We start from the raw sequence: 20,501 nt of genomic DNA, 5'->3' as shown, positions 1-20,501 counted from the left end.
CATGCTGCGACCGGTTCGCTACGATTGGCATTCATCCTATAATAAAGCTTTAATTTTATTAGATTTTGAGCAAAATTTCCCTGTAAATCTGGGGGCGTCAGAAGCAAAACCGCCGGATTTACATCCGGCGGCCGCTAATGCTTTGGTGATGAAAAGGCCTGACGTCTGCGCCCCGTTTATGCGGCGCGGCGCCCCTGATGCATGGCGGGAGCCGCCGCAGCGTTGCCGACGCGGAAGCCTCTGATAAGGCCGAGCAGTTCGTCGGTGTCGGCAGCCAGCGTTTCGGCCGATGCCGTGGTCTCTTCGGCCATGGCGGCGTTCTGCTGGGTGGCGGCGTCGAGCTGGTTCATCGAGGACGAGATCGAGCGCAGCGTCGTATCCTGTTCAGACGCGCTGTGGGCGATCTTGGCAACGATCTCGTTGGCAGCCTTGATCTGGTCGGAGATGCGCTTCAGCGCTTCGCCGGCCTCGCCGACGAGGCGGACACCGTGGTCGACCTGGCTGGAGGAGCGGGCGATCTGGTCCTTGATCTCCTTGGCGGCAGCCGCCGAGCGCTGGGCCAGTTCACGCACTTCCTGAGCGACGACGGCAAAGCCCTTGCCGCTTTCGCCGGCACGTGCTGCCTCGACACCGGCATTCAGAGCCAAGAGGTTGGTTTGGAAGGCGATTTCGTCGATGACGCCGATGATCTTGGTGATCTCAGACGAGGACTTTTCGATGCCGCTCATGGCTTCGATCGCCTGCGTGACGATCGCATCGCTGTGGGTGGCTTCCGTCGAGACCGAGTGAACCCGCTTGCTGGCCTCATGAGCGCCATCGGCGGTCTGGCGCACGGCAACGGTCAGCTCGTCGAGAGCAGCCGAGGTTTCTTCCAGGCTTGCGGCCTGACGCTCGGTGCGTTGCGACAGTTCGTTGGAGGCGCGACGGATCTCTTCCTTGGCGACGCCGATGTCACCGCCCTTGGCGCTGACCTGGGCCATGGCCGCTTCCAGATGCGAGAGCGCATCGTTGAAGTTGTCGCGCAGAGCCGCGTATTTCTGGCCGATGTCGGCGCAGCGCACCGTCAGGTCGCCGTGGGCGATCTGCTCCAGAGCCTGGCCGATGGTGCTGACGACACGGGCCTGCAGCGAGGCTTCGTCCTGCTGATGGCGCAGGTTGGTTTCGCGCTCGTTTTCGAGCGCCAGCTGCTGGGCAGCCTCGCGATCCGACATCGCGTGACGTTCCCGGATCTTTTCCTGCAGCGATTGCGTCGCCTTCGCCATCATGCCGACTTCGTTGTTCATGCCCGTATGCGGGATATCAAGCGAGACATTCTCTTCAGCCACAGCCTGCAGAGCGGTATGCACATCCTTCAGCGGACTGGAGATGCCGCGGATGAAATAGGCGGCGGCGCCGATACCGCAGACGAAGACGATCAGCGAGGCGGTCAACGCCTTCCAGATCGTCGCATTGACCTTCTGCTGGAGGTCGTCGAGATAGACGCCGGTGCCGACGACGATCTTCCAAGGTTCGAAGGCCTTGGAATAACCGCCCTTGAGGAAGAGCTGGTCTTCCGGCTGGCCGGGCTTGCTCCAATAGTAGAGGGTACGGCCGCCGCCGGCCTTGCCGCGGTCGACGAGCGCCTGGCTGAATTTCGCGCCTGTCTTGTCGATCTGTCCGCTCATGTCCTTGCCGATATTGGCCGGGCTCGGATGGAAGAGCAGGACGACATTGTAATCGAAGCCGAAGAGATAACCTGATGGCTGGAAGGTAACGCGCTTCAGGACGTCGAAAGCTTCGGCCTGGGCGGCCTCATGCGTCATCTGGCCGGCTTTTTCGCGTTCGTAGAAAGTATTGAGGACGGAGATGCCCGATTCGACCTGCGTGCGAAGCATATCGAAACGCTCATCATAGATCGCCTGCTCGGATGTACGGATCTCAAAATAGGTTGCGACTGCAAATGCAGCCATCAAAACACCAATCAGCGCAAAAAGCTGATGGGCAATCTTGAGCTTCTTCATGATTGACCTCACGGAAAAGGTGAAAAGCAGTATCCCGGATCGGTCAACTTCCGACCTGCGCGCGAAACATCGGGCGCTCAGCTAGCGCAATCATGCGTCCTCCGGTCCCTCGGTAAGTAAAATTAATGTGAATGATTAAATTATCTTTTAACAAAGGCAGAGCTTCTACTCGGCGAGCCTAGTAAAATTGATGGGTATCTTCTTGCAGAATTGTATAAGTTGCAGTTCTTTGTAATTGCAATCAAATAAATTAGAATATTCTTATTTAAAATAGACAAAACGCACCCTGCTTTTCTTCAGGGTGCGTTCGCGACGATCGAAACTTTGATCGGAGTGGCAAGAGGTCTGAATTAGAAACGGAGCTCAAACGCGGAAACGTCGAGAGGTGTGATGCCACCCATACCGGCCGCCACGGGCTTCGCATCGCCGCCGATCACAGCTGCCGTCGCCTCATTGTCGATACCTTCGCTGGGCACCGGCGGGGCCAGTGCAAGCATCTGCTCGGGCGTTGCCTTGCTCACGAAGAGGACGGGGGAACCACCCATCCAGTTTTCGGTGCGATAGATCTTCTTTTCTCCATCGACATCACGGACCTCGGCCTGCTGGAAAGCGCCGGGACGCAGCTCCGGTACCGAATAATCCTTCTTGGAGGCTTCCGTCCGAAGCGGCGGGCAATGGTCGCAGGTCTCAGTAATGATGCTGCCAGCGTCCTTCGGCTTGCTCGGCCCGACCACTTCGATCGAGCCGGCCATGGCGGAACCAGCCGCCAGCAGAAATACTGCACTGAGGAAAATCCGATGCATCAGCCCTACTCCGTCTTATATCGGGAGCCAGATTAGCGCAGCTTTGTTTCCATCCCGTCAGAGGAAAGAGTAAAAATTTAGCGAAGCGAGCCGTTGTCTGGCCGCGCCCTATGCCTTTTCGCGTTCGACCGCGCGCCAGCCGATATCGCGGCGGCAGAAGCCGTTTTCCCATTTCACCCCGTCCAGCAGGGCATAGGCGCGGTCCTTCGCCTCGCCGACCGTGCGACCCGTCGCCGTCACGTTGAGGACGCGGCCGCCGGTGGCGACAAGCGCGCCATCCTTCAGCGATGTGCCGGCGTGAAACACCTTCTCTCCCTCACCGGCTTCCGGCAGCGCGAGGATCGGGGTGTTCTTCTCATAGGCGCCCGGATAGCCTTTCGAGGCCATGACGACGGTCAGCGCCGGATCCTCGGTCCATTCCGCCTCGAGTTGGTCCAGCGTGCCATTGGCACAGGCGAGCAACAGCGGCAGGAGATCGCTTTTGAGCCGCATCATCAGCACCTGGCATTCCGGATCGCCGAAGCGGACATTGTATTCGATGAGTTCCGGCCCCTTGGCGGTGATCATCAGGCCCGCAAAGAAAACCCCGCTGAAGGAATGGCCGCTTTCGGCCATGCCGCGAATGGTCGGCTCGATAATCTCCTTCATCGTGCGCTCGGTCATCTCGGCCGTCATGACGGGTGCCGGCGAATAGGCGCCCATACCGCCGGTATTCGGGCCGGTATCGCCTTCGCCAACGCGCTTGTGGTCTTGTGCGGTTGCCAGCGGCAAAGCGCTCTTTCCGTCGCAAAGGCAGAAGAAGCTCGCTTCCTCGCCATCGAGATAGGCTTCGACGACGACTTCGGCCCCGGCCTCGCCGAAAGCACCTTCGAAACAATCGTCCACAGCGGCCAATGCCTCGTCCAGTGTCATGGCAACGGTGACACCCTTGCCGGCGGCAAGACCATCGGCCTTGACGACGATCGGCGCGCCCTGTTCACGGATATAGGCCTTGGCCTTTGGCGCGTTGTTGAAACGCTGATAGGCACCGGTCGGAATGTCGTAGCGGGCGCAGATATCCTTGGTGAAGCCCTTGGAGCCTTCGAGCTGGGCAGCGGCGGCCGACGGGCCAAAGACGGCAAAGCCTGCGGCGCGTAGTCGGTCGGCAATGCCGGCAACCAGCGGAGCCTCCGGTCCGACGACGACGAAATCGATCGCCTTTTCGCGGCAGAAGGCGACGACCGCATCGTGGTCATCGATATCGACCGCAACCAGTGTCGCATGTTCGGCGATGCCGGGGTTGCCGGGCGCGGCGTAGAATTCCGTCATCAGCGGCGATTGCGCCAGCTTCCAGGCGAGTGCGTGCTCGCGTCCGCCCGATCCGATCAACAGAACCTTCATGCCTGATCCCTTTCCTACTGGTCTGGCCTATTGGCCGGGCCTGTTGGTCTGGCGGTTAAGCGGGAAGGCCCGAAAGGTCAAGCGGGAAAGCTCACCAGCCCCCGCCTCCGCCACCACCGCCGCCTCCGCCAGACGAGCCGCCGCCGGAAAAACCCGAGGACGAACTGGAGGGCGGCGGTGACGGAATGGTGGAGGCAATCGTCGAGGCCATCGATGAGGAGAAGCTGCCGATGCGATCGGAAAAACTGCCGCTGTTGAAATTGCCGGAATACCAGCCAGGATTATAGGCAGCCGCGGCCGCCCCTGCGGAAGCCGCAGCCAGCCAAGTCTCGAAGGTGCGCGACCAGGGTTTTTCGACACCGAGCGCCACGGCATAGGGCAACAGGGTTTCGAAATGCTGCGGCGACATTTGCGGTGCGCCCGCCATGTTCATGCGGTCTTTTTCGGCGAGCGTCAGATATTGCCGCAGGCCATCGACACCGGCCGTCATCTTGGCGCCAAGCGGCGTCGGCGCCCCCATGATGAAGAAATAGAGGATATTGAAGAGCACGATGCCGCCGACCGCAAAGAGCATGGGCGTTTCGTGGAATTCCATCAGCGAAGAGCCGAGCGCCAGCACGACGGCCGAGAGAATGCTTAAGCCCACAAAAACGGCGATCGCAATGGCAATGACCGCGAAAATCTTGCTCACAAGCGAACGGCCGCGATGCAGGGCCTTCGCAAAACCCGCGACGAAGACGGACAGAAAGACGGAAATGCCGATGGGGATGATCATCAGCACGATCGTATCCGGCTCCAGCGAGCCGAAGACGAAGAGCGCTACCAGGGCCGCGGCGCTCAAGATCACGCCGCCAGTGATATAACCGGCATTGGAATTGTAATATTTGCCGCGATGCTCCCGTTCGATCGAGGACCGGAAGCTCTGCCCGACGGATTTGACCTTTTCGCCGTTGGCCTTGTCGATCGTAAGCGTATCGCCGCTGCCGCCGACGGCCTTCAGGAGTTCCGCCTCGCCAACCTGGAGCTTCTCCTTGCCGAGCGGCTTGTCGGTGCGGCGGATGATGATGGAGTCCTTGAGATCTTCCAACCTGACGTAACCACGCACGGCAAGATCGAGCGCCGTGGCCGAAAGCGCCGTCCAGCCCTGGCCGGAAAAACCCCTGTTGTCGATGTAATTGACGAGCGCCGGAGAGATGCCGGAGGGCGGATCCCAGCGCGGTACGACGATCTCACGTGCCGGATCGCGGCCAACCTTCAGCCAGGAGCGCGTGTAATAGAGAAAGACGAGGATAAGACCGCCGAAACCGATGAAATAGTTCCTGTTATCGCTGAACCACCAGCTGCTTTCCTGATCGGCGCTCGGTGGATCGATCGCACCTTTCGGCAGTTTCGCCGCAAAGGTCAGTCCCTCCTCCTCGCCGAGGGGAGCGGTGGTTGCAACGACCAGTCGGCCGTCGTCCACGTTCGCTCGCGCATTCTTGCCAGTGGCACCGACGGGGCCAGTGAAGACAGTGACATCTTCCGGCACGACGCCCTGCGGAAAGGTGACCGTCACTACTGCCGAGCGGATCGGAAAAATCCAGCCGTTGCCGGTGACGTTCCAATAAAGCTCATCATGATCGTCGAAGTAACGGATCTGGCGGTTCGTTTTATAGGTGAAGACATATTGGTGGCGGCCGGGAGAGATCGTCACGTCTTCGGAGCCGGCATAGATGCGGATACCGCCGGTGACGGACTCCGTATGCCAGGGCTCGTCCCTGCCGTCGCGCTTGACCGAGACGACGCTGAAATCGACGCTGCGGCGTCGTCCGCCCGCATCCCTGAAGGTCAGCGGAATATCGCGGAAGATGCCTCGCCGGATGCGATTGCCTTCGGCATTGACGGTGATCGTTTCCGCCACCGTCATCGCTCCGCTCTTTTCCAACTGGATGGCGGAATCGAAGGAGGCGATGAATTCGGCGCCTATGGCTGCCCGCGCCGTCAGCATCAGCAATAGCGCGAAGCAAATGCCGATAAACCGCTGGACCATGTCCCCTCCCCCGATTGCGGTTCAGCCTATGGCGTCTCGCGATCCCTAGGCCTCGTCTTTGTAGGCTACCCCCAGCCCCGCAAGCGTGCGCCAGTAAGCCGGGAAGGTCTTGCCGACGCAGTCAGGGTCGAGAATCGTGATGCCATCGATCTTCAGGCCGGCAAGCGCAAAACTCATGGCGATGCGATGGTCGGCAAAGGTGTCGATCTCGGCCGGCAGCGTCTGACCCGCGAGATCGGGATCGGAATGGACGATCAGATCGTCACCTTCCTCGACTGCCAGACCTTCGCGGATATTGTTGAGCCCCGTCGACACGGCACGAATACGGTCGCATTCCTTGACGCGCAGGTTGGCGATGCCGACGAAGCGGACCGGCGTCTCGTTGAAAGCGGCGAGAACGGCGATCGTCGGCACAGCGTCCTGCATCTGCGAACCGTCTATTTCGGCCGGCAGATGCGGGAACTTGGCGATCGTCTCATAAGCCTTGGCATCCGGCTGGGTGAAGGCATCGTTCGCCACGCCAAGGTCGATCTTGCCGCCGCTCAAAACTTCGGCCGCCCAGAGATAAGTCGCTGCGGATGCATCCGGCTCGATGACGAAATCGGCTGCTGTATAGCCGGTCGGCTGGACACGCCAGGTCGCCGCATCGAGCTGTTCCACCTTGGCGCCGAAGGCTTCCATGGCGGCAAGTGTCAGATCGACATAACCGCGGGCGCCGATATCGGTACCGGCAAGCGCAATCGTGACAGGCGCATTGGCGCCTTGCTTAGCAAGCGGTGCCGCCATCAGAAGCGCGGATACATACTGGCTCGACAGCCCCGCATCGATCTCAACACGGCCCGAAGCGAAATGCCCGTTGCCGCGCACGGTCACCGGCGGGCAGCCGGTCGGCGCCTCCGCATCAAGTCCAAGTGACTTCAGCGCTGCAACCAGCGGGCCGATCGGCCGCTTGCGCATATGCTCGTCGCCATCGACCACCACCGTGCCTTCGACGGAGGCAACGGCAGCCGTCAGGAAACGCGTCGCCGTGCCGGCATTGCCGAGGAAGAGCGGCGCTTTCGGCTGATGAAGCTTACCACTGCCGGTCACGACGAAGGTCGTCTCATCGGGCTCGTCGATCTGCACACCCATGGCCCTGAGCGCCTCGGCCATATATTTCGTGTCGTCGCTCTTCAGCGCGCCGGTCAGCCGGCTCGTGCCCTTGGCAAGGCCTGCCAGCAGCAGCGCACGATTGGTGATCGACTTCGAGCCCGGCGGCACGGCACGACCGGCCAGCGGCTTGCCCGGCGGGATGATGGTGAGCTTGGCTTTACTCATTGCGCTTGTCTCTTCTGTCGATTGCAGCGGCCGTGGACGGCCTTGTCGGACTGCTCATAGCAGTTTTTGCGCAAAGACAAAGGTCAGAACTTGACCGTCGGTACGGCGCGGTCCGCCTCGTTGGCGATTTCGAAATATTCGCGCTTGGAGAAGCCGAACTGGCCGGCGACGAGGTTCGACGGGAAGCTCTCGACCTTGACGTTCAGATCGCGGGCAGCGCCATTGTAATAGCGCCGCGCCATCTGGATTTCGCTTTCCATCGTTTCCAGCGAGGCCTGAAGCTCGGAGAAATTCTGGTTGGCCTTGAGATCGGGATAGGCTTCGGCGAGCGCCAACACACGGCCGAGCGCCTGGCCGAGCAGACCTTCCGCCTGCGCCCTGCCGGCCACATCGCCAGCGGGAACGGCCTGCGCCTTGTTCCTGAGTTCGACGACCTCTTCGAGCGTGTTTTTCTCGTGGGCGGCATAGCCTTTAACCGTCTCGATCAGGTTCGGGATCAGGTCCGCGCGGCGCTTGAGCTGGACGTCGATGCCCGACCAGGCTTCCTCCGCCATCTGCCGGGAGCGTACCAGGCCGTTGTAGATGAAGACGACGTAGAGTGCGATGACGACGAGAATAGCGAGTATCACGTACATGCAGATGGGCTCCCCGATTTGATGATCGCACGTTAGTGATTCGGGTTGGGAAAGTCATCTCGGCGCGGACGTCTTCGCGGAATTCAAGCAGACTTCGAATTCACAATGTCTCTAAGAACTGATCCGCCAATCCGGAGCATAGGCATCCATCTTTTGGCTCTCTCGCCACAGATTGAAGCGTTCGGTCCAGCGTTGCTCGACATCAAGCGCAACCGCGAACGGGAGATAGTGCTCGTAGCATTCGACCGACATTGCCGGGCCATCCATCTCGCCGTTGAAATAACGACTCAAATTTAGAATGTTGTTGCGGATCCGCCGCTGCTTCGACGTTGGCATGCGCAACATCGCCAAAACCGCAATGATGCCGGCAATGTGCAGCAAGATCGCCATCAGATACGGCCACTGTTCGCTGATCACCTCAGTCGTGCCGATATAAACAAGTGCAACAATCACCATCACCGGAAGACCCACCATCAAACCAAGCGCCTGCTTGAACTGCTCGGCGGTGCCGGTTGCCACAGGAAACCGCTCAGGATGGCGGAATATGGTTACAACCACAAAAACAATCAACAATAACCCTGAGATGGCGGCGGAATAGCGCAAAAGACCGGTAAAATAGGCGACGGCAACGCCAAGGGCCAGAATGATAGCCGCAGTTGCCAGCCGTGTTCGATCAACACCGCCTCTGATTTTCCGATATTCCTCAGCGACGATCTGATGCAAGTCACGTTCGAAACCGTACAGGGCATTTACGACTGTCCGCCGGTCATTGACAGGCCGTTCCCCTTCAATTCGGCCAAATACCGAACGCGTCACAGCTGGAAGACCGTACCATCTGGCGCGCGCCACCTTACCCTTCTTCCGCACCTGTCTGGCAGACAAATCCGAAGCTTCGCAATCCTCGCCGAGGCCAGAAAGGCGAAGCATTCTTTTCATTGCGAGATGGCAGGCAGACGCCATGAAGGCCGCCTTTGCAGCACCGGGCTTCCAGTCCAAGAATAAATAGGCGGCTAGAGCAGGCGATATGCTCTCCGTCTCCTTGCTATCGACAGCAATCGAACATGCAGGCAATCGCCAGCCCCGCCACCTATTGAGGATAAACAGACCGGCGATGAGCAGTCCCGAAATGCTGATGAATGGGAGAAAGTGATCGGAGAGCCACCACTCTACCCGCTTGCCACTCGTTACGGTCACAAAGGTCCCAGCGGGATATTCGACCTCGATGTTAGGTAGGACTCGGTCCCCTTTACCTGCTGGAATAGACACCTGGATCTCATTCGGTGCGCTCCTCACCACGTCATAGGCCGCCGTCCGATCCTGTTGCGAAGGGCGCAACGTTCCCCCTGGCGGCAGCTTCAGAGTCAGCGTTTTTTTGGCACCCTGGCCGTGCACGCGGCCCATATAGGCAGGCAGGAAGAGAACCTCGCGGCCGCCTTCCTGACGAACCAGGCGTCCGAGCCAGTAAACGATCTGGATCTTTGTAAGACCGGTGGGCAGATCTGCAGAGCAGTTTTTGCAGTGCTCCGCTCCGATGTAGATCGAGTAGCCCGGTACGTTGTTTTCCCGGGAAAAGTATTCGTCGCGTCCGTCGCGCCGGGCTGCGGCCAATTGGAAATCTCGCCAGTGAACACCCCCTGACGCATCCGTGAAACGTTGAGGGATATCGACGTAGACGCCGCCGTAATTTTCTGCCTTTTTTACTGCGATGTCGAAGAACTCCGACACGAAGCCAGTGCCGTCGGTGTAGACTTCAACCGTACTGTTTGCCGACTGGACCGTGAACTCCTTGTCAAAATCGCTGCACGACGTCAGAACGACCAGCATGGCGCATAAGATGGGCCATGCTAAAAGACGCAACACCTTGGCGGCGAAATTCTCATCTGAAAATTTAAAGTAAAGAATATCGTTCTTCAAAAAGAGATACCGAAGCTTACGTTGTCACAACAGCTGACAACGTAGTGGTGTTTTACGCAATACAAAAGAAGGTTGGCCCTGAAGCGACGGGAATTTTCGAGTCGCTCGTCAGTTGACGCCGCCAGCACGGCAAGGTTTCGCGGAAATCTTCGGGCAACGACGCAGGATCTCGGCTGTCGTCAACCACTGATATGCGCGAGAATTCGAGCCGCCGTCCGCTCCGGCGAAAGGTCCGTCGTATCGATTTCGACCGTGTGTTCAGCCAGCCCGCGCAGCAATTTATAGGTTGCCCGGAGCTGCTGCAGCCTCGCCGTATCCGTCAGCTTGAGCGCCTCGGATCGGCGATGAGCCGCGCGCCCAAGCTTTTCGCCAGCAAGCGGCCGACAGTCAACTTCCCGGTGCCTTGCCAGACGATACGGCTAGCAGGCTTTTGCGTCATGCCGCCTCGCTGTTCAGGTTGACGCCGCCGGCATCAGTCAGCAGGAAGGCTTCGCCGCAGGCTTTGGCGAGCGTGCGCACGCGCAGGATGTAGCTCTGGCGTTCGGTCACGGAGATAACACCGCGGGCATCGAGCAGGTTGAAGACGTGGCTGGCCTTGATGCATTGGTCGTAGGCCGGGAAGACGCATTTGTGCAGGCGCTGGTTGGCATTGTCGCCCGGCGCGCCGGCGGCGAGCAGCGCCTGGCATTCCTTCTCGGCATCGATGAAATGGCGATGCAGCATCTCGGTATTGGCGAATTCGAAATTATGGCGGGAATATTCCTGCTCGGCCTGCAGGAAGACATCGCCATAGCTGATCTTCTCGTCGCCTTCGCGGCCATTGAAGTTCAGGTCGTAGACGTTGTCGACGCCCTGCACATACATGGCGAGGCGCTCGAGACCGTAGGTCAGTTCACCCGCAACCGGCGAGCATTCGATGCCGCAGATCTGCTGGAAATAGGTGAACTGCGAGACTTCCATGCCGTCGCACCAGCATTCCCAACCAAGGCCCCAGGCACCGAGCGTCGGGCTTTCCCAATCGTCCTCGACGAAGCGGATATCGTGCAGCAGCGGATCGAGGCCGATGGCGGCGAGCGATCCGAGATAAAGCTCCTGCAGGTTCGGCGGGTTCGGCTTCAGGATGACCTGGTACTGGTAATAATGCTGCAGGCGGTTCGGGTTCTCGCCGTAGCGGCCGTCGGAGGGACGACGGGACGGCTGGACATAGGCTGCCTTCCACGGCTTCGGGCCGAGCGCGCGCAACGTAGTGGCCGGGTGGAAGGTGCCGGCGCCGACTTCCATGTCATAGGGCTGCAGAACCGCACAACCCTTGTCCGCCCAGTAATTATGCAGGGTCAGGATCAGCGCCTGGAAGGAGCGCTTGGGGTTCATGTGATCGGGAATGGCAGCAGACATGGGACGGTACCGGTTGCTTGGAATATGAGCGCGACAGGTGCCACGGAGGGCGACAGGGGTCAAGGGCCTCGCCGTCCGAGTACGCTACAGAAACGGATTGACGATCGTCAGTTGCTTTTCGACAATCAATCCGGCCTGCATGTCTTCGGAATAGAGTTGGTCGCAACCGGCCCTGAGAGCGGCAGCGACAATCAGGGCGTCATAGAATGAAAAGCGATAATGGTCGGCAAGATCGAGCGCGGCGATGGTAAGATCGTCATCCAGCGCCACAACTGCTGACACCAATATTAGAATGCTTCCCACCGCCTCCCGAATTTCGGACCATGACATAGCCAGCTTCTTGCGGCCGATATTGGCAAACTCGTTCAGTACCTGAGCGCTGATGACCGGCGAAGCGGCGAGCAATGCTTGCGCCTTATCCGACCGAACGTCATCGCTGAACGCATAGACCACGATGTTTGTGTCTATAAAAGGCATCAGCGAGCGTTTGCTTCGTCGCGATCAAACTTCCAGTCCGGCGGCAGCTTGCGCCTGAAGCGTCTAATTCTTTCCAATGCCCTTTCGCGGCTATCGTCCCTCTTTATTTCGAAGGCATTGTCCTCGGCGATGCGTACGACGACATCGTCGCCTTCCTTCAGCCCCAGAGCATCGGCAACTTTCGCAGGGATGCGGACCGCCAGGCTATTTCCCCATTTTGCGACTTGCATGGTCACCTCAGGATATACTTTTATTTATGTATATCATTATGCTGTCTTCCCAGGAAGCTTCTATTCGTCTTCCCGCTTGAGGCGATATTCACCCGTCGCCGGGTCCTTCACCAGCGTGCCGATAGCTCCGGTCTGCCGCTCCTTCTCGGCGCGGCGGGATTTTTCAGCAAGCTTCCGCGCATCAGAGACGAAGCGGCGATACAGCCACCAGCCCACGCAGACGAGGATCAATAACGTGATAAGCTGTGCCATGTCCCCTCGTTTCTCCCGTCAAAGCCCGTAACGGCTCCACAATGCTCTTTCCTCAGCCGCTTCGACAAGCCCCGATGCGAGGCCTGATGCCGCGCTTTCGAGCGAGACCGGCGAGATACCGGGAATACGGCGGCCGAGCAGGCCGCGAGTGGCCGTAACGAGCTGCAGCTTCGTCTTCGGGCCATAGCGTTTCTTCAGTTCCTGGCGCATGTCGCCGAGCCCATCGATGAGGCCGAGCTCCAGGCCGCGCGTGCCGCTCCAGAAGAGGCCGGAAAAGACGGTCGTATCATCCGTCAGCTTGCCGGTGCGCCGCTCGCGCACCATGGAGATGAAGACCTGGTGGATCTCGAGCTGCAGGCTCTTCAGATATTCGATGTCCTTTTCCTTCTCGGGCTGGAAGGGGTCGAGGATCACCTTATTTTCACCGGCCGTATAGACGCGACGTTCCACGCCAATCTTCTTCAATAGTTCCGGAAAACCGAAACCGCCCGAGACGACACCGATCGAGCCGACGATGGACGTCGGGTCGGCGATGATCTCATCGCCCGCCAGCGCGATCATGTAGCCGCCGGACGCCGCGACATCTTCCACGAAGACCAACACCTTCTTCTGCTTTTCGCGCGCAAGTTCGCGGATGCGCGTGAAGATGAGGCGGGACTGGACAGGCGAGCCGCCGGGCGAATTGATGGAGATGGCAACGGCGGGCGTGTCCTTCACGGAGAAGGCCTTCTCCAGAACCGGCGCGACATTGGCGAGATTGAGGGTCGGGCGGAATTGGCCGCCACCACTGATGATCGCGCCCTGCAGCCTGACGACGGGGATGACGATCCCGTCCGCGCGAAACCGCTTCGGCATCAGCTTTCTCAGAAATCCAGCCATTTCTCTTCCTTCACCATGATCGGCAGCGCCAGCATGCATATGCACATTACAAGGGCATTGCATGTATGCGCTGCAGCGACAAACGCAATGGCTACGTTTCCAAAACGTCGTTCTCCGATTCCTTATTGCGAATGACTTGCATTGTCATTCTAATCAGGCATAGTGCCGGCCTGGCAAACAGGTGAGAATGGCATGGACATTATAAATCCGAATGCAAAGGGCGGCTGGCGGACCGAGCGCGGGGAAGCTTCACTCTCCGACGTCTACCGTACGGTTGGTACGGGGCGGCACAGCTCCACGTGGCGGCGCGCGGCAGCCTTCCTCGGCCCGGGCTACATGGTTGCGGTCGGCTACATGGACCCCGGCAACTGGGCGACCTCGCTCGCCGGCGGATCGAAGTTCGGCTATGCGCTGCTCACCGTCGCACTGCTTTCGAACATCATGGCAATCGTGCTTCAATCGCTTTGCGCGCGTCTTGCGATCGGCTCCGGCCGCGACCTGGCGCAGGCCTGTCGCGATGCCTATCCAAGCTATGTCGCAGTGCCGCTCTGGGCCTTTGCGGAAATCGCCATCATCGCCACCGATATCGCAGAGGTGATCGGCACGGCGATCGGTCTCAATCTGCTTTTTGGAATTCCGCTCGAAATCGGCGTGCTGATCACCGCGCTCGACGTCTTCGTCATCCTTCTGCTGCAGAGGCTCGGCTTCCGCTGGATGGAGGCCTTCATCATCACGCTGCTCGGCGTCATCGCGATCTGCTTTGCGGTGCAGATCTTCCTTGCCGACCCGCAATGGGGCGCCGTCATCAAGGGCTTCTTCCCCACGACCGAGGTCGTCACCAATCCGGAAATGCTCTACCTGGCGCTCGGTATTCTCGGCGCGACCGTGATGCCGCACAATCTCTACCTTCACTCCGGCATCGTGCAGACACGCTCCTACGGCCATACCGTGCCAGAGAAGAAGGAAGCGCTGACCTTTGCGACGCTAGACTCCACCGTGGCTCTCTGCTTCGCACTCCTGATCAACGCCTCGATCCTGATCCTTGCCGCGGCCGCCTTCAATGCCAACGGCAAGACAGACGTGGTGGAACTTGGTGAGGCGCATTCGCTGCTGTCGCCGCTGCTCGGCCTTGCGATTGCGCCGACCCTCTTCGGCATTGCGCTGCTCTGCTGCGGCCTGAACTCCACGGTCACCGCCACGCTTGCCGGGCAGATCGTCATGGAAGGCTTCCTGAAAATCCGGCTGAAGCCGTGGGTGCGGCGCCTGATCACCCGCGCCATCGCGATCGTTCCCGCGGCTTTCGTGACGATCTGGTATGGCGATCAAGGCACGGCGGAACTGCTGATCCTGACCCAGGTGGTGCTCAGCCTGCAGCTTTCCTTCGCTGTCTTCCCGCTCGTGATGTTCACGGCGAGCAAGGCGAAGATGGGCGAGTTGGTGGCACCGAAGTGGCTGAGCGCCATCGCCTATGTAGTTGCCGTGGTGATTGCCGGCCTCAACGTCAAACTGCTCCTCGACTTCGTGACTGGCGGTTAGGATTTGCTCTCATGCAAATCCAGTTGATTTAAAGCCTGGCATAGGCCGCACGGCCATTGTTGAAATCATCGACGAGAGGGGAGAACTTGTGGCTCCCCTCTTCGTGCATGATGAGGGGCGCACGCAGCGAAAGCCGTGCGCGTGAGCCCTTGATCGCCGTCACGAGGATGCGGACGGCATTTTCCCCTTCACGCGGATGGATGGCAGTGATCTCGATGCCGCCGAAGCGCTTGCCGCAGGCATCAATGATCTCGGCGATCGATTGCGGCCTCGCGATCAGCGACAATTGTCCGCCCGGTATCATGATGGCGCCGGCCGTGCGAACCCAGCGTTCGAACAGGCCATCGGTCATGGCATGCGCCTCGGCCTTCAGCGCATCCGGCGTCCTGCGATCGCCGGCATCGTTGAACGGCGGGTTCATAATAACGTGATCGAAGCTCTCGTCGATCAGGCCCGCGTCATTGCGTGCCTTGGCCGTCAGCGTGACATCGGCCTCGATGACCGAGATGCGGCCCGCCATATGGGCGTTGTCAGGCAGGTCGATGCTGCGGCGGGCGTAGTTTGCCATCTCGGCCGATCGCTCGAATAGCACGACCTCAGCCTTCGGAAGGCGGGACGCGACGGCAAGACCCGCCGCACCTGCACCAGCACCGAGATCGGCCACTTTTATTGGGCGATCATCGGCGACGAGGGCAGCCAGTAGCATGGCATCCATGCCGGCACGATGCCCCCTGCCCTTCGGCTGGACGATATGGAAGAGGCCGCGATGGAAGGCGTCTATGGTGTCAGCCACGGCCTGCGTCATTTTTTCACTTCCGCTCCCGAAGCTCGGCCCCGAGGCCGGCATCGGTCAAGATGCGCCGAGCTTGATCGGCCATCGCCTCGTCTACCAGCAGGCGGCGCGGCAGCATGCCGAGCGAGCCCTCCAGCACGCTCATGCCCTGATCTGCGATGAAGCACGCAATTCCCGCATCCTTCATGAGGCTCTCGGCAAATGAGAGCAGAACGGGATCGTTTGCGCGGATAAGCTCATGCATTTGCCGTCATTTTCCCTTCCGAATTTGCTGGCAGCGACAATTCACCCCTTGCCGCCTCCATCGCCCCTTTCTATTGTCAAAGGCAACGAATGAACAGGAGTCCGGGTCGTTGGGCGTGGTCATACCGCTTGAAGAAAACAAAAACAAACTGGCTTCCATAAAGCCGCTGGTGGACCTCACCAAGGCTGACATGGAGCGGGTGAACCAGCTTATCCTTTCCAAGGCCGGCTCCGATGTCCAGATGATTCCGGAGGTGGCGAACCATCTCATCTCCTCCGGCGGCAAGCGCCTGCGGCCGATGCTGACGCTCGCCGCGGCCTCGCTCTTCGGCTACCGGGGCGAGAACCACATCAAACTCGCGACCTCGGTCGAGTTCATGCATACGGCGACGCTGCTGCATGACGACGTGGTGGACGAAAGCGACCTGCGCCGCGGCAAGTCGACCGCTCGCACGATCTGGGGCAATCAGGCAAGCGTTCTCGTCGGTGACTTCCTGCTCGGTCAGGCCTTCCGCATGATGGTGGAGGTCGGCTCGCTGGAGGCGCTCGACGTGCTTTCCTCTGCAGCTTGCGTCATCGCCGAGGGTGAAGTGCTGCAGCTTTCCGTCGCAAAGAATATGGAAACGACCGAGGACGACTACCTCTCCGTCATCCGCGCCAAGACGGCAGCACTCTTTGCCGCCGCCGCCGAAGTCGGACCGATCGTTGCCGAGACCAACAAGTCCGGCCGCAATGCGCTGAAATCTTACGGCATGAATCTCGGCCTCGCCTTTCAGCTCGTCGACGATGCGCTCGACTACGGCGGCAAGGCTGCCGATCTCGGCAAGAATGTCGGGGATGATTTCCGCGAGGGCAAGATTACCCTGCCGATCATCCTCGCCTATCGCCGCGGCACGCAGGACGAACGTGCTTTCTGGCGCGATGCGATCGAAGGCGGCAACAGCAGCGATGCCAATCTGGAAAAGGCGCTTGGCCTGATCACCAAATATGGCACGCTGAACGACACGATCCAGCGGGCGGTCCACTATGGAACGATTGCGCGGGACGCGCTCGCGCCGCTGCCGGACAGCCTCTGGAAATCAGCCCTGATGGAAGTCATCGACTTCTGCATCGAGCGCGTGAACTAAGGCGTGTCGCGATCTTAGGCACAAAGCCGCCCGCACAGCTTTGGGCGGCGCGCGCCGATCAAACGTCCTTGAACGTGGGCTGAATTTCTTGCAGGGCCGCTTCAAAAAAGCCATCCTGTTGTGAATCAGTGTTTGCAACTGATTTTGCGGTCGGCGCGTTGTTCCGGCCGTTCCTGAAGAAAGGTTTTCTAATGCGGCAGAGATTTGTCACCCGTCTCCTTTCGAGCGCAGCCCTGGCGGCGGTCCTTTCGCTCGGTGGGATCGGCGGCGTGAGCGCCGAAGACGCGGCCAAGGCAGATGACGCCAGCAAAACCGTGACCTTCGATCCGGACAGCGTTTCCACGTTCTCGGGCGCGTTCCTTGCTGCCCGCACAGCCGATGTGGATCACGACTATCCGACCGCAATCGAGCTCTACAAGAAGGCCCTGCAGATCGAGCCGGGCAATCCGGAAATTCGCCAGCGCCTGATGATTTCGCTGCTGCTCAATGGCGACATCAAGGACGGCGTGAAATATGCCAACGACCTGAAAGGCGATCCGACCGTCGAGCGTATCACCACGATCGTGCGCGGCATGGATGCGATGCGCCGCGGCGAATTCAAGACCGCGGAATCGATCCTGAAATATGACGGGCCGAACGATCTCGACCGCATGATGAACGACCTTCTGCTTGCCTGGGCGCGCGTCGGTGCCGGCCGCGGTAAGGAAGGGCTCGCCATGGTCGAGAAGATGAAGGGACCTGATTGGGTCCGCATCTTCCAGAATTACAATGCCGGTGCGATCGCCATCGTCAACGGCGACGTCAAATCCGCCCGCCGGCATCTCAACGATGCTGTGCTGGACAAGGAAGGCGGAGCGACTGCCCCTGATACGTTCATGCGCGCCATCATGGCGCTCGCCCGCCTCGAAGCCTCGCAGGGCAACAGGCAGAAGGCGCTCGACGCCGTCTCGGTCGGCGACAACCTGCTGCCGAACTACGCCCCCCTGAACGCGCTGCGCGACAGCATAGAGAAGGGCGAAAAGCAGGAACAGCAGGTCAAGAGCGCCGAAGAAGGGGCTGCCGGCGTGCTCTTCTCTGTCGGCGGCGCGCTGAACCGTGACGGCGCCGAAGACATTGTCTCGCTCTATCTGCAGACGGCCAACGCGCTCGATCCGAACAGCGCCGATACGCTGGTGCTGCTCGGCGGCATTGCCGAAAAGCAGAACCAGATGGACCGCGCGATCGCGCTTTACCAGAAAGTGCCGGCGAATTCGCCGATGCGCCGCATTTCCGAATTACAGCTGGGCCTGGCGCTCGCCCAGGGCGGCAAGGTAGACGAGGCCCGCAAGCACCTGCAGGCGTTGATCACGTCTGACCCGAAGGATGTCAGAAGCTATCTCGCCTATGGCAGCGTGCTTTCCGACGCCAAGGACTATCAGGCGATGGCCGATAATTACGACAAGGCTGTCGAAGTGATCGGGCCGTTGCCGGGCCGCGCAGACTGGAGCGTCTTCTTCCAGCGCGGCATCGCCTATGAGCGGCTGAAGAAATGGGATCAGGCGGAACCTAACTTCCGCAAGGCGCTCGACCTCAATCCGAACCAGCCGCAGGTTCTGAACTATCTCGGCTATTCCTGGATCGACATGAACCGCAACCTCGACGAAGGCCTTGAGATGATCAAGAAAGCCGTTGAGCTGCGTCCTGACGACGGCTACATCATCGATTCGCTCGGCTGGGCCTACTTCCGCCTCAACCGTTACAACGATGCTGTCGACGAGTTGGAACGTGCGGCGCAGATCAAGGCTGGCGACGCGACAATCAACGACCACCTCGGCGATGCCTACTGGCGCGTGGGCCGCAAGCTGGAAGCCGTCTATCAGTGGAACCGGGCGCTTGCCTCCGAACCCGAGGAAGCTCAGATCCCGAAGATCAAGGAAAAGGTCGCCAACGGCTTGCCTGCACAGGATGACGACTCCAAGACCGTCGACAAGAAGCAGCCGGACCCGCAGCCGGTGACGCCGCCGCCGGTCGACAAGAAATCCTGACGCCGCATGCCTGAAACGGGCATGCTGCTTTCCGGGCTCGGCGACTTCGCCATTACTGAAGATGCCTGCGCAAAAATCAATCTTGCCCTGCATGTGACGGGCCAGAGGCCTGACGGCTTTCATCTTCTCGAAATGCTTGTGACGTTCGCACGGCACGGCGACCGGTTGGGTTTTGCGGCTGCCGATGCCGATGATTTCACGCTTTCCGGCCAGTTCGCCGATGTGCTCGCCGATGATCCCGGCACTAATCTGGTGCTGAAGGCGCGTGACCTGCTGCGGGAAGCGGCAGGCGGGACTCCGCCTGTTCGCATCCATCTGGAAAAGAACCTGCCGGTCGCTTCCGGCATCGGTGGCGGTTCCGCCGATGCCGCAGCGACGTTGCGCGGGCTGGTGCGCCTGTGGGATGTTGCACTTCCGGCTGACATCATTGCCGCACTGGCACTGAAACTTGGAGCCGACGTGCCGATGTGCCTCAAAAGCGCGCCGTTGATCGCACGCGGTATCGGCGAAGAGATCGAGACGGCCGACGCCCTGCCCTCCTTCGCCATGGTGCTTGCCAACCCTTTGAAAGGTGTTTCCACGCCCGAGGTTTTCCGGCGGCTTGCGACCAAGAACAATCCTCCGCTGGTCCTGATCAAGGCGCCGCACTGGATGGAAGCCATACGGGCGACACGCAATGATCTCGAGCCGCCGGCGCGAGAGCTGGTTCCCGAAATCGCCGAGATTTCGAACATGCTCACAGCGGAAGGCGCGCTTTTCACCCGCATGTCCGGCTCTGGCGCGACCTGCTTCGGCATCTTCGAGACACCCGTTGCTGCGTTGCGCGCAGCCGAGCGTCTTCACGCCGCCCGCCCGGGCTGGTATTTCCAGGCAACGGAGACTTTTGCAGGAGGTGCATGATGGCAGGCTTGGACGAAACACGCGCTTTTGTTCCCCTCGGTATCGCCGTGCTGACGGTTTCGGATACCCGCACGCTGGCCGATGACAAATCCGGCGACACGCTGGCGGCACGGATTGCGAAAGCCGGACATCAGTTGATCGACCGCGACATCGTGCCTGACGACCGCGAGAGGATCACTGCACGCGTGCGCGCCTGGACGGAGGCCAAGGAAATCGACGTCGTCATCACCACGGGCGGGACCGGCTTTACTGGCCGCGACGTGACACCCGACGCTCTGGAATCGCTCTTCGAAAAGCGGATGGATGGATTTTCTGCGGTATTCCACCGCATTTCCTATGACAAGATCGGCACCTCGACAATTCAGTCGCGCGCCACGGCGGGCGTCGCCAACGCTACCTTCATCTTCGTGCTGCCGGGCTCTCCTGGCGCCTGCAAGGATGCGTGGGACGGCATCTTGGAGGCACAGCTCGACTATCGCCATATGCCCTGCAATTTCGTGGAGATCATACCGCGTCTGGACGAACACCTGAAACGCGGCGCGACGAAGTAGACTGGCCACAGCAGCA

General features: G+C 60.1%; 19 protein-coding genes and 1 pseudogene. 5 read left to right on the top strand and 15 right to left on the bottom strand.

The window, feature by feature from the left end:
* Nucleotides 1-176: 176 nt before the first annotated feature.
* From FHT87_RS12525 to FHT87_RS12470, 13 genes and pseudogenes are all read right to left on the bottom strand, one after another.
* Nucleotides 177-2,000 (bottom strand): methyl-accepting chemotaxis protein, encoded by a 1,824-nt coding sequence (locus FHT87_RS12525; RefSeq protein ID WP_183802205.1) that lies wholly within the window; start codon nucleotides 1,998-2,000, stop codon nucleotides 177-179.
* A gap of 350 nt (nucleotides 2,001-2,350) precedes the next feature.
* Nucleotides 2,351-2,803: a plant virulence effector HPE1-like domain-containing protein gene (locus FHT87_RS12520; protein WP_183729125.1), complete on the bottom strand. Its 453-nt coding sequence runs from the start codon at nucleotides 2,801-2,803 to the stop codon at nucleotides 2,351-2,353.
* Between the two features lie 108 nt (nucleotides 2,804-2,911).
* Nucleotides 2,912-4,183 (bottom strand): phosphoribosylamine--glycine ligase, encoded by a 1,272-nt coding sequence (gene purD, locus FHT87_RS12515; protein WP_183729121.1) that lies wholly within the window; start codon nucleotides 4,181-4,183, stop codon nucleotides 2,912-2,914.
* Nucleotides 4,184-4,274: 91 nt separating this feature from the next.
* Entirely contained in the window at nucleotides 4,275-6,212 is a 1,938-nt protein-coding gene (locus tag FHT87_RS12510) for a DUF2207 domain-containing protein (protein WP_183802202.1), read from the bottom strand.
* A gap of 45 nt (nucleotides 6,213-6,257) precedes the next feature.
* Nucleotides 6,258-7,529: a 3-phosphoshikimate 1-carboxyvinyltransferase gene (gene aroA / locus FHT87_RS12505; RefSeq protein WP_183729115.1), complete on the bottom strand. Its 1,272-nt coding sequence runs from the start codon at nucleotides 7,527-7,529 to the stop codon at nucleotides 6,258-6,260.
* 83 nt (nucleotides 7,530-7,612) lie between these two features.
* Nucleotides 7,613-8,164, bottom strand: coding sequence for a LemA family protein (locus FHT87_RS12500; RefSeq protein WP_183729112.1), 552 nt, complete (start codon nucleotides 8,162-8,164; stop codon nucleotides 7,613-7,615).
* A gap of 111 nt (nucleotides 8,165-8,275) precedes the next feature.
* Nucleotides 8,276-9,988, bottom strand: coding sequence for a DUF2207 domain-containing protein (locus FHT87_RS12495; protein WP_210277840.1), 1,713 nt, complete (start codon nucleotides 9,986-9,988; stop codon nucleotides 8,276-8,278).
* Between the two features lie 269 nt (nucleotides 9,989-10,257).
* Nucleotides 10,258-10,517, bottom strand: a pseudogene (locus FHT87_RS31530) (hypothetical protein).
* Entirely contained in the window at nucleotides 10,514-11,473 is a 960-nt protein-coding gene (locus tag FHT87_RS12490) for a glycine--tRNA ligase subunit alpha (protein WP_246698105.1), read from the bottom strand. The pseudogene FHT87_RS31530 and the gene FHT87_RS12490 overlap by 4 nt, the downstream one beginning before the upstream one ends.
* 84 nt (nucleotides 11,474-11,557) lie before the next feature.
* Nucleotides 11,558-11,950, bottom strand: a complete 393-nt coding sequence (locus FHT87_RS12485; RefSeq protein WP_183729110.1) for a PIN domain-containing protein — start codon at nucleotides 11,948-11,950, stop codon at nucleotides 11,558-11,560.
* The gene (locus FHT87_RS12480; protein ID WP_183729107.1) at nucleotides 11,950-12,180 is read right to left on the bottom strand and encodes an AbrB/MazE/SpoVT family DNA-binding domain-containing protein; all 231 of its coding nucleotides are present in this window, start codon (nucleotides 12,178-12,180) and stop codon (nucleotides 11,950-11,952) included. Before FHT87_RS12480 ends, FHT87_RS12485 begins: the two co-directional genes overlap by 1 nt.
* Before the next feature lie 60 nt (nucleotides 12,181-12,240).
* A complete protein-coding gene (locus FHT87_RS12475) occupies nucleotides 12,241-12,432 on the bottom strand; it encodes a hypothetical protein (protein WP_183729104.1) in 192 nt (63 codons plus the stop codon).
* A gap of 18 nt (nucleotides 12,433-12,450) precedes the next feature.
* Nucleotides 12,451-13,311: a S49 family peptidase gene (locus FHT87_RS12470; protein WP_183802199.1), complete on the bottom strand. Its 861-nt coding sequence runs from the start codon at nucleotides 13,309-13,311 to the stop codon at nucleotides 12,451-12,453.
* Nucleotides 13,312-13,503: 192 nt separating this feature from the next.
* Between FHT87_RS12470 and FHT87_RS12465 the strand changes: the two genes are divergently transcribed.
* Complete coding sequence (locus tag FHT87_RS12465; protein ID WP_183802196.1) at nucleotides 13,504-14,847, top strand: Nramp family divalent metal transporter; 1,344 nt, start codon at nucleotides 13,504-13,506, stop codon at nucleotides 14,845-14,847.
* A 28-nt stretch (nucleotides 14,848-14,875) separates the two neighbouring features.
* Here FHT87_RS12465 and FHT87_RS12460 read toward each other — a convergent pair whose 3' ends face one another.
* Nucleotides 14,876-15,652: a methyltransferase gene (locus FHT87_RS12460; protein WP_183802193.1), complete on the bottom strand. Its 777-nt coding sequence runs from the start codon at nucleotides 15,650-15,652 to the stop codon at nucleotides 14,876-14,878.
* Between the two features lie 4 nt (nucleotides 15,653-15,656).
* Nucleotides 15,657-15,884: a DUF2007 domain-containing protein gene (locus FHT87_RS12455; RefSeq protein WP_183729093.1), complete on the bottom strand. Its 228-nt coding sequence runs from the start codon at nucleotides 15,882-15,884 to the stop codon at nucleotides 15,657-15,659.
* Nucleotides 15,885-15,993: 109 nt separating this feature from the next.
* On the opposite strand from FHT87_RS12455, the gene FHT87_RS12450 reads away from it, so the two are divergent.
* The 4 genes from FHT87_RS12450 (at nucleotide 15,994) to moaB (ending at nucleotide 20,485) form a co-directional block, all read left to right on the top strand.
* On the top strand, nucleotides 15,994-17,010 hold the full coding sequence (locus FHT87_RS12450) for a polyprenyl synthetase family protein (protein ID WP_183729088.1): 1,017 nt from the start codon (nucleotides 15,994-15,996) through the stop codon (nucleotides 17,008-17,010).
* A 191-nt stretch (nucleotides 17,011-17,201) separates the two neighbouring features.
* A complete protein-coding gene (locus FHT87_RS12445) occupies nucleotides 17,202-19,034 on the top strand; it encodes a tetratricopeptide repeat protein (protein WP_183802190.1) in 1,833 nt (610 codons plus the stop codon).
* A 6-nt stretch (nucleotides 19,035-19,040) separates the two neighbouring features.
* Nucleotides 19,041-19,934 carry a 4-(cytidine 5'-diphospho)-2-C-methyl-D-erythritol kinase gene (locus FHT87_RS12440; protein ID WP_183802187.1) on the top strand — a complete coding sequence of 298 codons (894 nt, stop codon included), beginning with the start codon at nucleotides 19,041-19,043 and terminating at the stop codon, nucleotides 19,932-19,934.
* Nucleotides 19,934-20,485 carry a molybdenum cofactor biosynthesis protein B gene (gene moaB / locus FHT87_RS12435; RefSeq protein ID WP_183729081.1) on the top strand — a complete coding sequence of 184 codons (552 nt, stop codon included), beginning with the start codon at nucleotides 19,934-19,936 and terminating at the stop codon, nucleotides 20,483-20,485. The genes FHT87_RS12440 and moaB overlap by 1 nt, the downstream gene beginning before the upstream one ends.
* Nucleotides 20,486-20,501 lie beyond the last annotated feature (16 nt).

The sequence above is a fragment of the Rhizobium sp. BK316 genome (assembly GCF_014193695.1).
Taxonomy (GTDB): domain Bacteria; phylum Pseudomonadota; class Alphaproteobacteria; order Rhizobiales; family Rhizobiaceae; genus Rhizobium.
The sequence above is the reverse complement of the archived record's forward strand: the minus strand, read 5'-3'. Positions and strand labels throughout refer to the sequence as shown.